Annotated in this window: 15 protein-coding genes and 2 pseudogenes; 6 read left to right on the top strand and 11 right to left on the bottom strand. The window is 38.2% G+C overall.

The window, feature by feature from the left end; translation table 11 throughout:
* Both HC246_RS11720 and HC246_RS11715 read left to right on the top strand, forming a co-directional pair.
* Nucleotides 1–1,266, top strand: a complete 1,266-nt coding sequence (locus HC246_RS11720) for an ABC transporter ATP-binding protein (protein ID WP_169363544.1) — start codon at nt 1–3, stop codon at nt 1,264–1,266.
* A gap of 31 nt (nt 1,267–1,297) precedes the next feature.
* Nucleotides 1,298–2,215: a sulfotransferase family 2 domain-containing protein gene (locus tag HC246_RS11715; protein ID WP_169363543.1), complete on the top strand. Its 918-nt coding sequence runs from the start codon at nt 1,298–1,300 to the stop codon at nt 2,213–2,215.
* 310 nt (nt 2,216–2,525) lie between these two features.
* On the opposite strand, the gene HC246_RS11710 is transcribed toward HC246_RS11715, so the two are convergent.
* The 8 genes and pseudogenes from HC246_RS11710 to cysC form a co-directional block, all read right to left on the bottom strand.
* Complete coding sequence (locus tag HC246_RS11710; RefSeq protein ID WP_169363542.1) at nt 2,526–3,302, bottom strand: phytanoyl-CoA dioxygenase family protein; 777 nt, start codon at nt 3,300–3,302, stop codon at nt 2,526–2,528.
* 233 nt (nt 3,303–3,535) lie between these two features.
* Nucleotides 3,536–5,491 (bottom strand): methyltransferase domain-containing protein, encoded by a 1,956-nt coding sequence (locus tag HC246_RS11705; RefSeq protein WP_169363541.1) that lies wholly within the window; start codon nt 5,489–5,491, stop codon nt 3,536–3,538.
* Nucleotides 5,492–5,540: 49 nt separating this feature from the next.
* Nucleotides 5,541–6,488 (bottom strand): phytanoyl-CoA dioxygenase family protein, encoded by a 948-nt coding sequence (locus HC246_RS11700; protein ID WP_169363540.1) that lies wholly within the window; start codon nt 6,486–6,488, stop codon nt 5,541–5,543.
* Nucleotides 6,489–6,579: 91 nt separating this feature from the next.
* Nucleotides 6,580–7,395, bottom strand: coding sequence for a phytanoyl-CoA dioxygenase family protein (locus tag HC246_RS11695; protein ID WP_169363539.1), 816 nt, complete (start codon nt 7,393–7,395; stop codon nt 6,580–6,582).
* Nucleotides 7,396–7,489: 94 nt separating this feature from the next.
* Nucleotides 7,490–8,563: a UbiA family prenyltransferase gene (locus HC246_RS11690; RefSeq protein ID WP_169363538.1), complete on the bottom strand. Its 1,074-nt coding sequence runs from the start codon at nt 8,561–8,563 to the stop codon at nt 7,490–7,492.
* Between the two features lie 61 nt (nt 8,564–8,624).
* A complete protein-coding gene (locus tag HC246_RS11685; protein WP_211167690.1) occupies nt 8,625–9,599 on the bottom strand; it encodes a glycosyltransferase family 4 protein in 975 nt (324 codons plus the stop codon).
* Between the two features lie 400 nt (nt 9,600–9,999).
* A complete protein-coding gene (locus HC246_RS11680) occupies nt 10,000–11,220 on the bottom strand; it encodes a glycosyltransferase family 4 protein (protein WP_169363536.1) in 1,221 nt (406 codons plus the stop codon).
* A 92-nt stretch (nt 11,221–11,312) separates the two neighbouring features.
* Nucleotides 11,313–11,768: pseudogene (gene cysC / locus HC246_RS11675) on the bottom strand (adenylyl-sulfate kinase); the annotation flags it as partial.
* 55 nt (nt 11,769–11,823) lie between these two features.
* Here cysC and HC246_RS11670 point away from each other — a divergent pair.
* Nucleotides 11,824–12,512, top strand: a protein-coding gene (locus tag HC246_RS11670) for an IS1 family transposase (RefSeq protein ID WP_169361945.1) whose coding sequence is annotated in 2 segments (ribosomal slippage) — nt 11,824–12,156 and nt 12,159–12,512 — 687 coding nt in all. Because the reading frame shifts where the segments join, the coding sequence is not laid out codon by codon here.
* 1 nt (nt 12,513) lies between these two features.
* On the opposite strand, the gene HC246_RS11665 is transcribed toward HC246_RS11670, so the two are convergent.
* Together HC246_RS11665 and HC246_RS11660 are read right to left on the bottom strand one after the other, a co-directional pair.
* Entirely contained in the window at nt 12,514–12,636 is a 123-nt protein-coding gene (locus HC246_RS11665) for an adenylyl-sulfate kinase (RefSeq protein WP_169363535.1), read from the bottom strand.
* Nucleotides 12,637–13,102: 466 nt separating this feature from the next.
* Entirely contained in the window at nt 13,103–13,438 is a 336-nt protein-coding gene (locus HC246_RS11660) for a transposase (RefSeq protein WP_169363534.1), read from the bottom strand.
* Between the two features lie 4 nt (nt 13,439–13,442).
* On the opposite strand from HC246_RS11660, the pseudogene HC246_RS11655 reads away from it, so the two are divergent.
* Together HC246_RS11655 and HC246_RS11650 are read left to right on the top strand one after the other, a co-directional pair.
* Nucleotides 13,443–13,898: pseudogene (locus tag HC246_RS11655) on the top strand (transposase); the annotation flags it as partial.
* A gap of 191 nt (nt 13,899–14,089) precedes the next feature.
* Nucleotides 14,090–16,315, top strand: a complete 2,226-nt coding sequence (locus HC246_RS11650; RefSeq protein WP_169363533.1) for a phosphoketolase family protein — start codon at nt 14,090–14,092, stop codon at nt 16,313–16,315.
* 274 nt (nt 16,316–16,589) lie between these two features.
* Here HC246_RS11650 and HC246_RS11645 read toward each other — a convergent pair whose 3' ends face one another.
* Nucleotides 16,590–16,883, bottom strand: coding sequence for a winged helix-turn-helix domain-containing protein (locus HC246_RS11645; RefSeq protein ID WP_169363532.1), 294 nt, complete (start codon nt 16,881–16,883; stop codon nt 16,590–16,592).
* 258 nt (nt 16,884–17,141) lie between these two features.
* Here HC246_RS11645 and HC246_RS11640 point away from each other — a divergent pair, with 258 nt between their 5' ends.
* The gene (locus HC246_RS11640) at nt 17,142–17,612 is read left to right on the top strand and encodes a DUF29 domain-containing protein (protein ID WP_142598205.1); all 471 of its coding nucleotides are present in this window, start codon (nt 17,142–17,144) and stop codon (nt 17,610–17,612) included.
* Nucleotides 17,613–17,633: the final 21 nt, after the last annotated feature.

Raw genomic sequence — 17,633 nt, 5'->3', positions numbered from 1 at the left:
ATGGCAAAAATACTATTAGAAGTAAATCATTTATCAAAACGATTTTGCAGTGATCCCAAGTTAGCATTACGTTATACAATTCAGGATATTTTTTGGGAGTTTCGTCGCAGAGCAGAAGGAGAAAATTATCTTCGCCAGGGGGAATTTTGGTCTCTTTACGATGTCAATCTACAACTAAAAGCTGGGGAAGTACTGGGATTAGTTGGACATAATGGGGCAGGGAAAAGTACATTAATTAACTTAATTACGGGAATTTTGCGCCCTACTTTGGGTGAGGTGAGATGGAATACCAATCAAGTGGTAATGATAGACAATCAATCTGGATTAAATGCTGTGCAAACAGGAAGAGAAAACATCTACAACAAATTATCAATGTATGGAGTTAATGAACAGCAAATTAAGAAAAATATTCATAATATTATTGATTATTCAGGTATTGAAAGCTTTATTGACGCACCTGTGGGTACATACAGTACAGGGATGCGCTTGCGGTTAGCATTTTCTATTTATACGCAACTGCATCCAGATATTTTTATCATAGATGAAGCTTTAGGGGGAGGAGATATTCGCTTTCAGCAGAAGTTTCAAATTTATCTGAGAGACTATGTTGAAAAGGGTGGAGCTATACTACTGGTTTCTCATCAAATACCTCAAATTAAATCACTTTGTCACCGTGTCATTCTTTTGAATCAGGGACAAGTATATGACACAGGCGAACCAGATACGATAATTCACACTTACAATGAATTGATAGAACAGAGTTATTCCCAGTCAATAGACAATAATCTATCCCAACAAGCCAATAAAGATGAAGATTTAATAACAGGAGAAAAATTTGGTACAGTTAAAATTGAACAAGTGGAGGTAGTTGCCACCGATGGGAAAGAAATTTTTCCAGGTAGTCAAGTTCAAATTCAATTAACTTGTCATTCACAACTTGATAAATACCCAATTCTTATTGGTTTTGCTTTAAGAAAAGATGAACTTTTTCTGATGGCAAATATGACTGGGATTTATGGAGATCAGCATTATCAAATAAAAGCAGGACAAAATGAATTTAGATGCACAATTAATCAATTGCCTCTCCTCCCAGGAAAATATCAGTTAGAAGTATATGTTGTGGACTATGACACCCATGACATTTTAGGAAGAAAAGGGATCAGGGATCAACTTTACAGCTTTGAGGTTAAAGGTTTGGCAGACCCTAGTTTGAATTTTTCTCGAAGTTCTAAATGCCTATTTCATATTCCAGTACAATGGGAATAGAAATTACTATTCTATTGTTTTTAGACTTTTTATGATGAAACACAAGCTGCCTCCGATTTATTTTCTGCATATTCCCAAAACTGCTGGTTCTTCCTTAGGTCAATTAATTCTTTGCTCCTACCCTCAAGGCTCACAACTCAATTGTTCGCTATCACAACTGTTACAAATGAGCAGAGAGGAAATTAGTCAATTCAAATGCTTTGCAGGTCATTGGGGAACAGGTCTGTTTAGTCTGCTAGATAAAGAAATTTCCTCTATTACTATGTTGCGAGATCCTTTTGAGAGAACAGTTTCAAATTGCCTTTTTATAAAAAGGATTGTGGTAAAAAAGTTTGCTTCTAATCCATTAGCGTTGGATGAAGTTGAAGATCTCAAGCTCAAGAGTGATATCAGCGAACTATTGAAGTGTACTAATATTAGAGAGATGCTTAATCTTATGCCAAGTATGAAAGAACAGCAAAGTTGTTATCTGGGATGCGATATAGATTTGAATGAGTATTTAGGTGTTTCGCAATGCTCACTTGATACACTTGATAAGAGTAAAGAAATCTTCATTGAGAATATTATTGCTCAACAATTATCATCTGGACTATTAGATATAAATGAAATCTTCAATAAGGCTAAACAAAGACTCGACGCAATGGAAGTTGTGGGGATAATGGAACAATTTAATGATTCGGCTCACTTGATTTGTAATTCTTTAGGAATATCTACTCCTAAAAATCTGCCACGAGAAAATGTATCACCTGAAAATTTAGCATTAGGGAATTTAACCTATCGGAAATCTGGAACAATCCCTGACGATGTCATCAAGCAAATAGATGAGTTGACAGTATGTGATCGAGAAATTTATGAGTATGGTAAAAAATTATTTAACAAGCAATTACAAACGGAAAAGCGAAAATTCTTTTGGTTTAAGAAGATGTTTAAAAAGTCGGAAAGATTTTAAAAAACTCTCTTAATTGGGTTAAAGTTCGGTGAAGTCTCCGTTTAGCAAAGAGATACTAATACTCTATACAAAAATGCTACCGATAGATTTTTGCATAATCTTGTAGAAGATTTTGTTTACTTCTTTATTCTCTCTCTCTTGACAGATTAAGGTCTCCTCTGGCTGTCTTTAGTCTAAATCACAGTAAATTAGGGTAGTGCTAAATAGGTAAGGATGGGCGGCGCTTCGCGCCGCCCATCCTTACCAAAATAAATCCTTTCCTTTTTAGGACTACCTAAATTAGCTAGAAGGAGCTTTGAAAAATGACTTTTCAAACAATGCCTAACCGCTTGATTACCCGTTGAAAGAAACCAAAGGGTTGAGAATTATTCCATTGACTGCTTTCAACGAGTAAATCTGATTCAAACGGTTCAGAATGAATAACTCGATAATTCCTCAATAGCTCTTGATTGCTTGCCTCATCACCACCCCGTCTGATGTAGAAATCATTGTCAACGGAATAGATCAGAATTTTTCTATCTCGCATGGTTATATGCCATAGATCAGCTTCCTCTGGGATAAGGACACAATTTCCAGCAATTCGGGGAGACAATGATTTGTTGGCAGGGGATGCATGAATCGTCCGCATATCATAACAGACAGCCTGTCCGATTTCTAGGTCAATCTCAGTCATACTTGAGATTGCAATGTCTGTATAATTACTATAAAGATTTGACCCACACAGGGGTGTGTAATGATGAGATCCTGCCAATATGTGTAACCGTCCCGCTTCAGAAGTAAGTTCCGTAAGAGGAGTCCAGACAGCGATGGCTGAGTACTGCTTGTGGTCAACAAAGGTCAAGTCAGTATGGGGAGAAACAACACTGGTCTCTCCAGTGTGCTTGGCAACAAACGCTCCACTCACGAATTTACAAGTATCAAACAAATTAAGTGCCTTTTCCCCAATCACATGACGAAGAAGGTTTTGTGCCTTTAACTTACGCACAAAATCAGTATCATGACATGAGAATACACAGCCTTGCTCTTTGTTTGGATAGAGATATTGATAAGCCTCAGCCAAATTTTTTAATTCACCAGGTTCAGCCAAATTTACAACCACATAGCCATTGTTTGAGAACTCTTCTTGAAGGACTGAATCTCTGAAAGCGTGACGAATATTTTTCATATTTTGAAGTTAAGTAAGTTGGCATAATAAACTTACTTACATACTTGGCTTTATCAAATTTGTGAAACATCTTAATTTGATAAGATGTTCGTTAATTTAACATTTGTTGTATGGCTTGATTATTCAATGCCAACTTAATTAGTAGTGTCTAGTCATCAATGATAATTGTACGCAAAAATTTCTATCGGTCGTATGACTGCCCGCTCTGGGTTATCTAATTTCGGAAGCCAGAAAACATTGGTATGCCGCATAAAGTTTTCCCAAGCTGCTGGAGAATAGGTGTACTGGGGTTCTCGCAAATAAATGATCCCAAATCCTAACTCACTGATTAGATCTACCATACTGGTAAGGTCTGGCATAATCAGACAGTAAATTCGATTCAACTCACGCAGGTCTTCTGCCTGCACTTCGAGCAGATGGGGACTGGAACGGTAATCTGACGCATAAAAGTCTTTAATGTAAATGCACCCACCTGGCTTCAGTACTTTTTTTGCTTGACGGAGAACCTCTCGATAATCCTCAGCGTGGCACAGTGATTCCAGAAATAAAACTCGGTCGAAGTAGGCAGGTGGATAAATTTTTGCAAGTTGGTGAAAATCCCCTTTCCTCACATTAATGTGATTTTGCAGACCTCGATCCTGAATGCGTTGTTTCCCCTCCGCGACCTGAACTTCGGAAAGTGTGACGGCTTCAATTCTTAAGTTTCGACGTTCAGCAAACCCAATGGCAGGTCCGCAGACACCGCACCCAGCATCTAACACTGTCATACCATCCTCTAACTGAGCCGAGCCAATAATATAATCGAGTAGTTCATCCGTTGATTCAGGTCTTGAACCCTGAAAAACCTCTCCAAAGCCCTCGATATAGCTTTGAGTCCACTCGTTGTAGTAATTGGTGACATCAGCAACCTTATGTCGGTTAATCGGAGTGCCGGCTTTACGAATTACACTTGATGTCTGAGGATTGGACAGCACCTTTGCTGTTGATCGAGCCTTCATACCTAGAATATCCATACAAGTGGAAGCAATGCGAGTCAGAACTGAAGGCACTTTTGCTATCCCTAATGTTATTACTTTCTGCTGAGTATCGTTCAAACTCACCCTCATCTCTGGGTTCATTGCTGACAAGTTTAAAGTTTCGTTCGGAGAGTACATTTTATGGCTGATTTCTTTCTCCTTCGCAAGGAGTTCTAGAAACTCTCCCTCAGAAATATCAGGAATATCGGGATAAAGTTCGCGACGAATTTTATCAGGATTCTGCATTCGCTCCTCAAACTCCTCCAGAGTATAGGCGTGATTATTGTTAGGGATAATTGCCAGCAGTTTTAGATCGCTGGGTCTCTGTATTGGTTTACCAAAGACAGTTTCGGTTAAAAATTTATCTGTTGCCTCATACAATTCAAACTGCTGGGGAGCCTTGGGATCAAAATGGACATGAACAGGTGTCACTTCTTTGGGAATACACATACAGTGAATAGCATATCGTGGGTAGTCTGTCATATTATTCGGCGACCAATGCAGCATACTATCTTCAAAAATGACTGCCTCCCCTGCCTTTGATGGTAGCGGAATCGAGTATTTATCTCGAATAACTTGGGTATAATCTTTAAAAAACGGATCGTAACTACACGTATGATGAACGATTTTTGGAAAGATTTTGTGGCTTTTTGGAACAGCATGGAACGTGCCATTAGAAACATCTGTGTCGGTTAAAGGACACCAGATGTCCATCAGCCAATATTTCTCTTCATCAATGTTTATCTGGTGGTGATAATGAATGTCAATCCATCCACCTTTTGGAGCCTTAATAAATAATCCACAACTCATAATGCGGTAGCCGTCAAATAGTTTCTCAACGTGAGGGAATAGAACTTCCTGTACAATCCTGGAACCAAATTCACGCAGATACTCAGAATCTACCGCCGCATAACTAGAAAAAATGTAGGGGTGTGAGGAAGCATCACTATGGGGTTGAAAATCAGTTTCAGGACAGACTTTACGAACCTGATCCAACAAATACTGAATTTCGGATTCGCACAAAATTTGCTGCTGAATATAACCTCTTTTTGTTAACAAGCTATTTTGAGTTTCATTATTAAGTATGTTTCGCATAGTAATTATTTCCTAGTTAAAAGTTATGTTCGGAGAGTAGATTTTTGGGCTAATTTCTTCCTTCCTCCTTCTCAAGGAGTTCAAGAAATTCCTCCTCAGAAATATTAGGAGTATTGGGATAAAGTTCGCGACGAATTTTATCAGGATTCTGCATTCGCTCCTCAAACTCCTCCAGAGTATAGGCGTGATTATTGTTAGGGATAATTGCCAGCAGTTTTAGATCGCTGGGTCTCGGTAATGATTTACCAAAGACAGTTTTGGTTAAAAATTTATCTGTTGCCTCATACAATTCAAACTGCTGAGGAGCTTTAGGATCAAAATACACATGAACGGGTGTAACTTCTTTTGGGATACAGGTACAGTGAATAACATATCGTGGGTAGTCTGTCATATTATTCGGCGACCAATGCAGCATACTATCTTCAAAAATGACCGCCTCCCCTGCCTTTGATGGTAGCGGAATTGAGTATATATCTCTAATAACTTGGGTATAATTTTGAAAAAAAGGACCGTAACCGTCCGTATGATGAATGATTTTTGGAAAGATTTTGTGGCTTCCTGGAACAGCATGGAACGTGCCATTAGCAACGGCTGTGTCGATTAAAGGACACCAGATGTCCATCAGCCAATATTTCTCTACATCAATGATTATCTGGTGATGATAATGAATGTCAAGCCATCCACCTTTTGGAGCCTTAATAAACAATCCACAACTAATCATACGGTAGTTGTCAAAAATTTGCTCAACGTGAGGGAATAGAACTTCCTGTACAATCCTGGAACCAAATTCGCGTAGATTCTGAGTATGTGTATAACTGGAAAAAATGTAGGGGTGTGAAGAAGCATCGCTATGGGGCTGAAAATCACTTTCAGGACAGACTTTACGAACCTGATCCAACAAATACTGAATTTCGGATTCGCACAAAATTTGCTGTTGAATATAACCTCTTTTGATCAACAAGCTATTTTGGGTTTCATTATTAAGTATTTTTCGCATGGTAATTACTCACGAGTTAGGATTTGTGTTCGGAAAATAGATTTTCTGGCGGATTTCGTCTCCTTTTTTGAGGAGTTCAATAAATTCTTCTTCAGAAATATAACGGTTCTTGTTCTCGACAAAGCCCAGACTTTTCCAGTGGGGCTGACGGACAATCATATTCGGTTATTGACTGAGATAGGAAAAACTCTTCATCCACCTCAATTTTCTCAAAGTATTCTGGATCATCCTGATTGAACAAATATAGAAAGGGTGTAGATTCACTTGGCACACAAAAAATTTGGACAGCAATTCTTGCTACCTCAGAGTTATTCACTGGTGTCCAGTGGATAAGTCCATCGTCAAATATCAGCCCTTCACCCGCCCTCATCGGTATTGGTTGAAGATATTTTTCCATCAGGGCTTTTTGAAAGTCTTTGAAATAGGGCGGACACATAACACTTTCAATGTGAGGAATAATCTTATGACTACCGGGAACAACGTGAATTCCGCCATTGTGAGCATCTACATCTTGTAAAGGACACCACAGGGTAACTGTGGTGTCCTCAAGCTCCAACGCCGTCCAGTTTTGATGAATTGCCATTGCTCCACTATGAGGCGGCTTTACAAAGAAGTTGGCATTGACAATCTCGAAGTCTGGCATATAACGCTTTAAATAGGGATTAAAGACCTCTTTGATCAAGCTGAATGCCTGACGTTTGTAGTCCAAGTTCTTATCAAGAAAAGAGCAGTGATAAGAAGTCCGATATTTTTTGCCTGATGGTGGGTTAAAGTTATCATCAGGACACAATTTCCCAATTTCTGTGAGCAAGTAGGATACTTCTCTGGCAGAGAGTATGGGAACTTGAACATAGCCAGTAGATAGAAAACTATTTTGCAATGTTGAATTATCAAACAGTTGTCTCATGATATTTTAAACTATTCTCTAGCATATAACCCTATATTGAACTTGCTGTCGATAAAACTCGACTAGTTGATTGAACTACGATAATTTATGAAATTTACTTTTTTGCAACTTGCAACTTGTTGAGGTAAATTGGGATTTCCCATCGAAATAATACATAAAAATCTCTACTCCATATCCATAAACAATTAAAGTAAAGTACAGAATGCGCGATTAAAATAATCACATTAAGCCAATTATGCCAAACTGATATCACTAAAAAAGCTAATGGATAAAACAAGATATAATATTCCGTAAGAATTGTACTGCGATTGGCGAATGGCAAAACAATTACGGTATAAATTTTCCAAAAATAATATCTTAGCCATACTGTTGCTAAATATAATGCCAGAAAAACTCCAGCTAATAAGTTATTAGAAACAAGCAACATACCAGTAAAAGCAATTACTTCTATTGGGAAAACAATCCATTTACCAAAATAGTGTAGTGTTTTGACGGAAGTTTGAACAGCAAATGTCTTGACTCCAGCTAAGCGATCATTCTCAATATCTTTTATTTGATGCCAGAAAATTCCTCTCAAACCTGATGCTAGCGACCAAGTGCCTACTAAAGTTATCCATAATAATGGGATCTGTCGTTCAGACACATGAGCAATCCAAACTACTGCAAACAAATTTGGCAGCAAATGGGCTCCAATTGTGTCAGCTAAAACCCCTAAAATATCCCTTTGTTTTAAACGTATAGGTGGAATTGAATAAGTAAAGAAAATAAGCCAGTTACTGATATAAATAGCAAGTGCTAAAGGTAATTTAATTAGATCTCCTAAACTTATTGACAAGACCCCAAAAAATAAACACGATACTATAGATATGACCTTGAATAATTTTGACCGACCGACTAGAGCATTAGATTTACCCGCTATTAAATCTTCATCTTGATCTGATAGATCGTTGAGCAGATGGGCATAAATTGCCACTACTGATAAAGATATCAAAAGCAATATGAGTGAATTCCATAACGATAAAAGTGGAATATTGAAGATTGAAGCTGTAGCATATGCTGTAGCTAATACTGGCGCTCCCTTAAATGCCCACCATTCATTAGCGCGGATGATAGTAACTAACTTTTGAAATTGCATGAATAATGGATTGTTTACTCTAAAATTATTCATCAATTGCTCTTAAAAGTTTAGAATATAGCGATTTTATGCTTAAAAAAAAGTTTTTCCATTATCATTTCCACCTCTGCGAGTTAGATAATTTAATCAACTTATCGGCAAATATTTTTTCTGGATAGGGAGGGATAATCTTTCTAATATATATAGAAGATTGCTTACCAATATATTCCCACTCATAACGCCGTTGCCAAGCTCGTTCCATAGCTTCATCAACTGCTGTAAAAAATGCTCCCTTAGACACAAAGCCAGTTAGATTATCTTCTACAACCTCAGAGATACCCCCTACATCTGTCACAATTCCTAGCCTACCACACATCATTGCTTCTACCAAAGCTATGGGTAAACCTTCGGCACGCGAAGGCATAATCAGTGCATGATGATGATGCCAAATATCCAAAATATTATTGACGAATCCATGGAAGCGAACATTTTTAATCCCCAGAAGTGTGGAAATATCCATTAGAGCATCTCGATCAATCCCCTCCCCAAAAAAGGATATTTGTAAATTACGATTTTGCCATTTATCTTGAGCTAAGACTTTTAATAAAATATCTTGTCCTTTATCTAAAATCCATAGCCTCGCTACACAAGCTATTTTAAAACAATCGTTTTCTATTAGTGGATAAGGTAACGCTTCTGGAATTAACGCTCGATGTGGATTTCTGATAACTTCAGCATTAGTTAAACTATAGCCAATTTGGGATTCTGTTAAGGATAAATTATGCTGAGAAACAAAAAAGGAAAATTTTGCTTTTCGATACATATCCTGCATCATTCTACGTAGGTTCCCATATGGCAGAAATGTGTCTGATGCTTTTTGGCTAATAATTGTATATGGCAAATTAAGTTCCAGACAAATTTCTGCATATTTTACTCCATCAAAATTGTCTCCTTGGGAAATCACTACTAAGGAAGGTTCTATCCGCCTCAAGGTATGCAAAAGAAAACTTCGTTGTGGATCTATATTATCACTGTCTTTTTGGGAAATTACTACTAAGGAAGGTTCTATTTGTTTTAAGGTTTGTAACATCAAACTTTGTTTGTGAATAAAATAACATCTTGTAGGTATAGGTAAAAAACTCAGTAGTCTGACTAGATAGTATATAGATATGAAAGCAAGATGTTTGACCTTCAGAAACCGTAAAGAATTAAGGGCGATTACCTTAACTCCAGCAGCTTGTAATTCTAAAATTCGAGGATGAGTACTGATTTGTAATTTGAAGACATACACCTCATGTCCTTGTTGCTTGAGACATTTGGCAGTAGCTCCGAAAAGCTCTTCACTACCACCCCAGACATCAAAACAAGAACTAATAAATACAAAACCCCCTAGCTGTTGAGACTGAGAAGGGTTACTAATGGATGAGATAGTTTCAGTTAGCATTTAATTACTGGAATAATTGTTATAAATAATCATTAGTTATGAACAATTAATTCAAATCTCGGCATATTTGAATTAACTTATGTGCAAATACTTGTTCAGGGTTGGGGGGGATTAGCTTTCTAATAGACATAGATGCTTGCTTGCCAATATTTTCCCACTCATAACGACGTTGCCAAGCTCGTTCTAGAACCTTGTCAATTTCTTGAAAACAAGCACTGGTAGCTATAAAACCTGTAGTGTCATCTTCTATAATTTCTGACATACCTCCTACATCTGTAACAATTGCTGGTCTGCCACACATCATTACTTCCACTAAAGCTATAGGCAACCCTTCTGCACGAGATGGCATAATTAGAGCGTGATGATGATGCCAAACATCTAAAATATTATTGATAAATCCGTGAAAACTAACATTTTCTAGTTTCAAAAGTCTTAACATATCCAGTAGTGCCTCTTGATCAACTCCCTCTCCAAAAAAAGAGACATGTAAATTACGATTTTGCCACTTATCTTGAGCTAAAACTTTTAATAAAACATCTTGTCCTTTATCTAAAATCCACAACCTTCCAACACAAGCAATTTTAAAAGTATCATTTTCTATTTTTGGATACGGCAGTGCTTCTGAAATTATTGCTTGATGAGGATTTCTGACAACTTCAGCATTATTCAACCTAAAACCTATTTGAGCTTCTGTTAAGGATAAATTGTGTTGGGAAACAAAAAAGCAAAATTTAGCTTTGCTATACACATCTTGCATTATTTGACGTTTCCTACCACATGGCCAAATAGAATCAGATGCCTTATGACTGATAATAATATATGGCAAATTCAGCGCTAGAAAAACTTTAGCAATTCCTATACCATCAAAATTATCTCCTTGAGAAATTATCACTACCAGCCTATTTTTTAATAACTGATGTAGGTTTTTACGTTTAAAAAATTTGAGGAGTTTTATACTTTTGTAAACAAATTGCAGATTTAGCAAAAACCTTAATTTACGGAGAAATTCAACTAAAATGCAAATATTCTTTACTTCGATTCCATCATCTTTTAATTCTTGGACGTATTTATGTTCGGGAACCCCATTTTTCAAGGCATGAACCGTAAAACCTTGCTTTTTCAAAAATCTAGCCGATTTAGTCCATAGATCTTCGCTGCCACCCCAAGCTGCACAAGAACTAACAAAAACGAATTGTAATTTTTCCAGTTTTTTATTAGACTGACTAATAATTACGGGCTTTGTAGTGGTATTAGAATATGTTGACATGATTAATTTAGTTGTAAATTAAAGTTAATAATTAAGCGAGATTGATAATAGTAAGAGTAATTAGAATACCCAAAATTGAGAATTACGAGTTATTAATTTGCTGAACATCCCACTTTGTCAGAAAGATACTGCTTCTGTTGTAATAAAGAGATAACCTTATTTATACTTTCCTCAGTAGTCTCAAGATCTGTATGACAAATAATTTCAGGATTGATAGGCTCTTCGTAGGGATGATCAATACCCGTAAATTGTTTAATTTCTCGGCTTTTAGCTTTTGCATATAAGCCTTTTGTGTCTCTTTTTGCACAAACATCTAGGGGTGCTTTAACATAAACCTCTACAAAATTTTCTAGCATTTTTCTTGCTTCTTCCCTAGTTTTTTGATATGGACTAATAGCTGAAACAATTACAATTACTTGATGGCGGCGAAGTAACATAGTCACAAAAGCAATTCGACGAATGTTTGTATCTCTATCTTTTTTACTAAATCCTAATTCTTGAGAAAGATAAGTTCTCACAATATCTCCATCTAAAACTGGCGTTGCATAAATGAGGGATGAATGAGTAAATATTAAAGATAACGAGTTTAAGCAATGAAAAACAATGAAATGTCCAAAGTGTGGTTCAACACATATTCGTAAAAATGGGAAACGAGGAGACAAACAAAATCATATTTGCGCTGATTGCGGTCGTCAGTTCATTGATCATTACTCAGTGCTGGGATATTCCCAAGATGTCAAAAAAATATGCCTAAAAATGTACTGCAACGGCATGGGATTTAGACAAATTGAGAGATGTACCGATGTTAGTCACAACTCAGTCATCAACTGGGTTAAGGAAGCAGCCAAGCAATTACCAGAACATCCACCGATTGAGACTATTCCTGATGTTGGTGAACTGGATGAACTCCAGACTTTTGTTGGGTCAAAAAAAACTTGATTTGGCTATGGACTGCGGTGAATCATTTTAGCCAAGGTATCTTGGCTTGGGTATTAGGGGATAGGAGTAGCAAAACCTTTGAACCTCTATGGACATTGATTAAGGTTTGGCAATGCTATTTCTGGGTTACCGATGGCTACTGTGTCTACAAAATGTTTATCAACTCGGAAGATCAAATTATTAGCAAAACCTACATGACCAGAGTTGAGGGTGAAAATACGAGACTGAGACATTATCTTGCCAGATTGCATCGCAAAACTTTATGTTATTCAAAATCTGAACAAATGTTGCGGTATTCAATTCGTCTGTTAATTCATTATCTCAAGTACAAATCGATTCCCACCTTTTCTTGATTCATCCTTCATTTGTGCAACGCCGACCCTGTGTTCTTAAACGTTCTGCTACTCCTTGGGCAATTGTAGTTTTACCCGAACCACTTAGTCCTGTTAGCCATAAGGTAAAGCCTTTATATTTCATGGTTGTATTGATTAGTTTTTTAGACTAAGGCTGGGTTAGCCATTGTATAGGATACGCAATATGTGCAACTAAAAGTCTGAAATCCCCGATCTCTCGTACTGCACTAATGAGTAATTTGGATTTTCGGTAGCTCAAATCACTTCAGAGCTATTGCTCCAAAACAGTTGTACATCGTGTAATAGATTGACATATGTAAATGTTTTGCGTTGCGTTGAAATGGATACTTTTTTGCGACACTATTATCTATCACAAACAATAAAGCTATCGGTGATATAGCTAAATATATCACTCGTAGAGAAATTATTTGTGCAAGTTTTTTTATTTTTCCTATTCCCTAAGCATTTGTATAATATCATCAATTTCTTGTAATATCAATACTATTAAGAAAATATATAGGACTTACGCCGAGAGCATCTCAATTAGGCACATCTTAATTGTACTTAGGGGAATACAGTTCATTGAGAGATTAAGTAGTACAGTAAGAACACTTAGTAAACCAATTTTTGAAGAAATCCTTTTCTAACAAGTAATGGAAAATGTTGATTAAATGCTGGAGTAGTTTTTGATACTGAGGTCTGAGCAATCCAAAAAAACATTTGAGAACCGACCACATCATTTCAATTGGATTAAAATCAGGAGAATAGGTGGGTAAATGCAAAATCTTAGCACCGCTCTCTGTGATTGCTTGTGCTACACTCTCAACTTTATGGCAGTTGAGGTTATCCATGATTATCTTATGCTCAGGACGTAATTTAGGCACTAGGTCATCTTGGATAAAGGTGAGAAAATCTTCCCCTTTCATTGAACCCAGTGGTGGAATAGAGAAATATAAACGGATTGACCAGCTAACTTGGTCTGATAAAGAATTATTGCAGGGAAAATTGATCAAAATCCATAAATTCCCCAAAGAAAAAAAGGTGAAACTATTCTGGGTTACTGTTTCTTCCAGCAGGACAGAATATGTCATGACTAACGACTTAACTCAAGACTATACCTATGAAGTACATGCTATTTACTCCATTAGGTGGATTATTGAGGAATTTCTTCGCGAACTCAAACAATTGACGGGTATTCAGTCTTGCCAATGCCGCAAGTCTAGAATCCAACGCAATCACATCGCCTGTGCCATGCTCGTCTTGCCTCATCTTAAACGTTTAGCTTTTCAAGTGAGTAACTCTATCTACAAGCTTAAATCTGGACTTTTATCTGATTATTTAAGATCTCAACTTAAGCATCCTTCTATCCCTATGATTCTTGCGTAAGTCCTAACATAAATACTGAATGAAAAATTGCAATCATTGCAATTTTTTAACTTTGCAAAGCACTTATTTAAAGATGCTCTCTGTCACCAGTACATACTAAAATGACTCGTAGAGAAAATTTCAACATTTCTTAATCTCTACTGATCGCATAGCTAAATTTCTATTCTGGACAAATTAAGGTCACAAAATTTATGGTCGCAACCCCTAACACCACAAACGCAGCCACTCCCGCCTTCAAAGATGACTTTCGCGAAGGCATTCAGTACTTTGGCGAACCGTTGGAGGGGTTCGACGAACTCGGACGGATTCCTGTCCTCAGCCCTGATAAATCTGGTGTTACCGATCCTCGCGATCGCGCATCGGTTTTCCAAACGTTACTAGCTGCAGATGCTTTGCGCTATCTCACCTTACAAATTACAGGTAGCAAAGCATCAGGACACCCCGGAGGATTTGCCAGCAGTGCTGAAGCTGTTGCCGCATTCTATATGCTCGGTCATAAGAATATGCCAACGGAAGTAGGACACCATGCTCCCGGTTATTACAGTGCGATGTTTTTAGATCGATCCCTCGAAGATATGGGAATTAATACTGTTGCTCAAATGCGCGATCGCTATCGTGAAAAACATGGCTTACTCGGTCACTTGTCGGGCTATATCCCCGGAATTCTTGCACCTGCGGGTCCTCTAGGACAAGGACAGCATTTTGCGATGGCAGGTGCTTTGTTGCATCGCGATAAATTATTCCCTGTCACCATCGGTGATGGTGGACTAGGTGAACCCTATCCCATTAGCTCGATCGCCCATTTCCATACCGCCTATCCTGAAGTTACCAATTTTGTACCGATTTTGGTATGGAACGGCTATAGCCAAGAGCATCACAGCATGGTTTCCACTAAAACTAATGCCGAGATGATTGCTTTCTGGAAAGGCAATGGCTTTGATGAAGTAATTCTGGTTGATGCTAAGGATTTTGATGATCAAAATCAAACAGGTGCTTATGTCGATAGTACTGCTTTCTCTCTAAAACAACGTCTTGTCTTTACCGAAGCAGTTCTCGTTGGTGCAGATCAAGCTGCGAAACTTGCCTTTGGTGGAAAGCTGACCGTATTTATCATCAAACAACTTAAGGGAGCAGGTGTTCACGCTCGTGGCGCAAAATCCCATAATCTCTATGCCCATCACACCCTCGACAATCCCGATGTTGTTGCTGGCTTAAAATCTCGCGCTCTCAATCCTGAAGCATGGCAAACCGTCAGCACCAACTTGCAATGGGCTGGTGGTGGTTCTTCTTCTAAAACAGCTGTTACCGAATCCGTACTACCTCTAACTGATTTAGGAACCTTGCCCTTAGAAGAATATGCCGTTGGTGGAGAAGCGAAGATTGCGACAACCGCAATGGGTCGTCTAGTTGGCTATGTTGGACAAACCGATAAGCGCTTCATCGTCACCAATGCCGATGGTAATGAAGCTTCGGGTATTGCGAATATCAACCAAGCTCTGAAAATCAATCACCCTACTACTGATGATCTCTATAACCAAGCTCCCGGTGGACAGGTTTATGAACCTCTGAATGAAGATGCCTGTGCTGGTTTAGCGGTTGGTTTAGCGCTATTTGGTAGCCGCACTCTCTGGTGTTCCTATGAATCCTTTGCAATTAATGGACTTCCCATTTGGCAAACCGTAACTCAGGCAATGGCAGAGCTGCGTCGTCCCACTCCTGCAACTGTGTGTTTATTTACCGCAGGTGCTTTAGAGCAAGGTCGCAACGGCTGGACACACCAACGTCCTGAAATCGAAGGTTACTTTGCATCGATGATGCGTAATGGCAATATCTTCCCTCTCTTTCCTCTTGATGCCAATAGCATTCAAGTTTGTTATGACTGGGCTTTGAAGGCGGTCAATAAAGGTGTGGTCATTACCGCTAGTAAGTCACCTCTACCTATCCGTACTACCTTCGAGCAAAATCGCCAAGCTCTCGAAGATGGCGCGATCGCTTTGCAAGAAATCGCAGGTAGTAAGAAGGTTGTCTTCGCTGTTATCGGCGACATGATGCTATTGCCTGTATATGAAGCAGCGCAAAAGCTAGCTGAGCAAGGTATAGGTTCTAAGATTGTTTCCATTGTTAGCCCCCGTCGCCTCTATAGGTCAACGGATGTGGCTTGGGATACTTGCTCTGAGCCAGATGGCAAGTTCCTTAGTGATGCTGATTTTGAGGCACTATTTGGTGGTGATGCTCTCATTGGTGTCGTCGGTGGTGCTTCGGCAATGCTGGAACCTGTGATGCTCCGTAGCAACAGTAAGCGCGATGTCTTCTCATGGAAGCGTGGCGAAACTACCGCTTCGGCTGGTCAGTTGTTTGATTTTAATGGCATGAATGCTCAGGCAATTAGCGATCGCGCTAAGCAGTTACTTGCCTAAACTTTAAAGAGATGTTTTGCTTTGCAAAACATCTCTTTTCACACCATAAAACGATCACTGTTTTGCTTTTAGCAAATAGCGCTCGCTTTATGGTGTGAAGCAAATGCTTAGTTTGTGAGATGTTTGCTAAATCCCTATGCGAATCATGGCAGTAACGGCGATCGCCTATAGTTAATTTTTAAGATTAAAATAAATTGAGATGAGCGATCACAGGAGTAAACCTAATGACTCAGGCAATTGCAGAAAAAACATCACTGTATGATCGCGATCTCAATCAACGGTAGTAGGCTTTGATTTCTTCGGGTGGTGTGACTTTGAGACGTTGGGCTAATAGGTTTCTAACTGGATCTACAAAGGGCGATCGCGGGTTCCATGTATAGAGGCGAGTTTTGCCCACTAATCGACTAACTAATAAGCCTGAGTCTTCAAATTTTTGCAGTTGTTTCTGCACCGAACTCAAGGATATCTCAAAGGTATCGGCGATCGCTTTGCCGTAGCCTTCTTCATAATTTTCCAGATATAGCAAAACTTGTTCGGGTGTTTTACCACCAAAAAGTTCTTTTAGCATGGGTTTTAAGTCTAAGACTATCTACCTATTATAGAGGTTATATAGTTTTTATTAGAGGTAGATTTATTTTGCTTGAGTTAAAGATGATCGCTATTTGCTAAAAGTAAACCTGCGATCACTTTAAATCATGTTAAATAAATGCTTGGTTTATGAGATTTTAGCTAAATCGCTATTTGAATAGGTGCAGTAAAAGCGATCTTTTACAGTTAACATCTAGACTAGAATAAGTTGAGATGAGTGATCGCAGGAGAATCTCTAATGACTCAAACAATTGCAAAAAAAATATCACTTTACGACCAAGATCTAAATCTGTGGCTAGAAACAGTGATCGCGCAATTAAAGAGTGGTAGTTTAGAAAACCTCGATATTGAAAATCTGGTAGAGGAATTGGAAGGCTTGGCAGGTAGAGATCGACGTGAGTTAAGAAGAAGGCTATCGACACTTCTGGAACATTTACTCAAACGTTGCTATGTTGAAAGCGAGTATGACTATGCAGGATGGGAAATAACTATTGATCGTACTCGATTTGAAATAATTGGTATTTTGAGTCAGTCTCCTAGCCTTAGAAACTATGTAAATAGTGATGAGTTGTTTGAAGAAGCTTTTGCTCTTGCTTTGCGTACTGTAAGAAAAAATCAAGGGTATAAAAATGTTGATTTCCCAAATAACTGGAAATTTAGTCGCGATATTGATGACATATTAAATGTTGATTTTTGGGAGATTTTATAAAACGTAAGATGCGATCGCTTA

Origin of the sequence: Pseudanabaena yagii GIHE-NHR1, from assembly GCF_012863495.1 — a bacterium.
Taxonomy (GTDB): Bacteria; Cyanobacteriota; Cyanobacteriia; order Pseudanabaenales; family Pseudanabaenaceae; genus Pseudanabaena; species Pseudanabaena yagii.
This window is presented reverse-complemented; position numbering and strand designations above follow the sequence as displayed.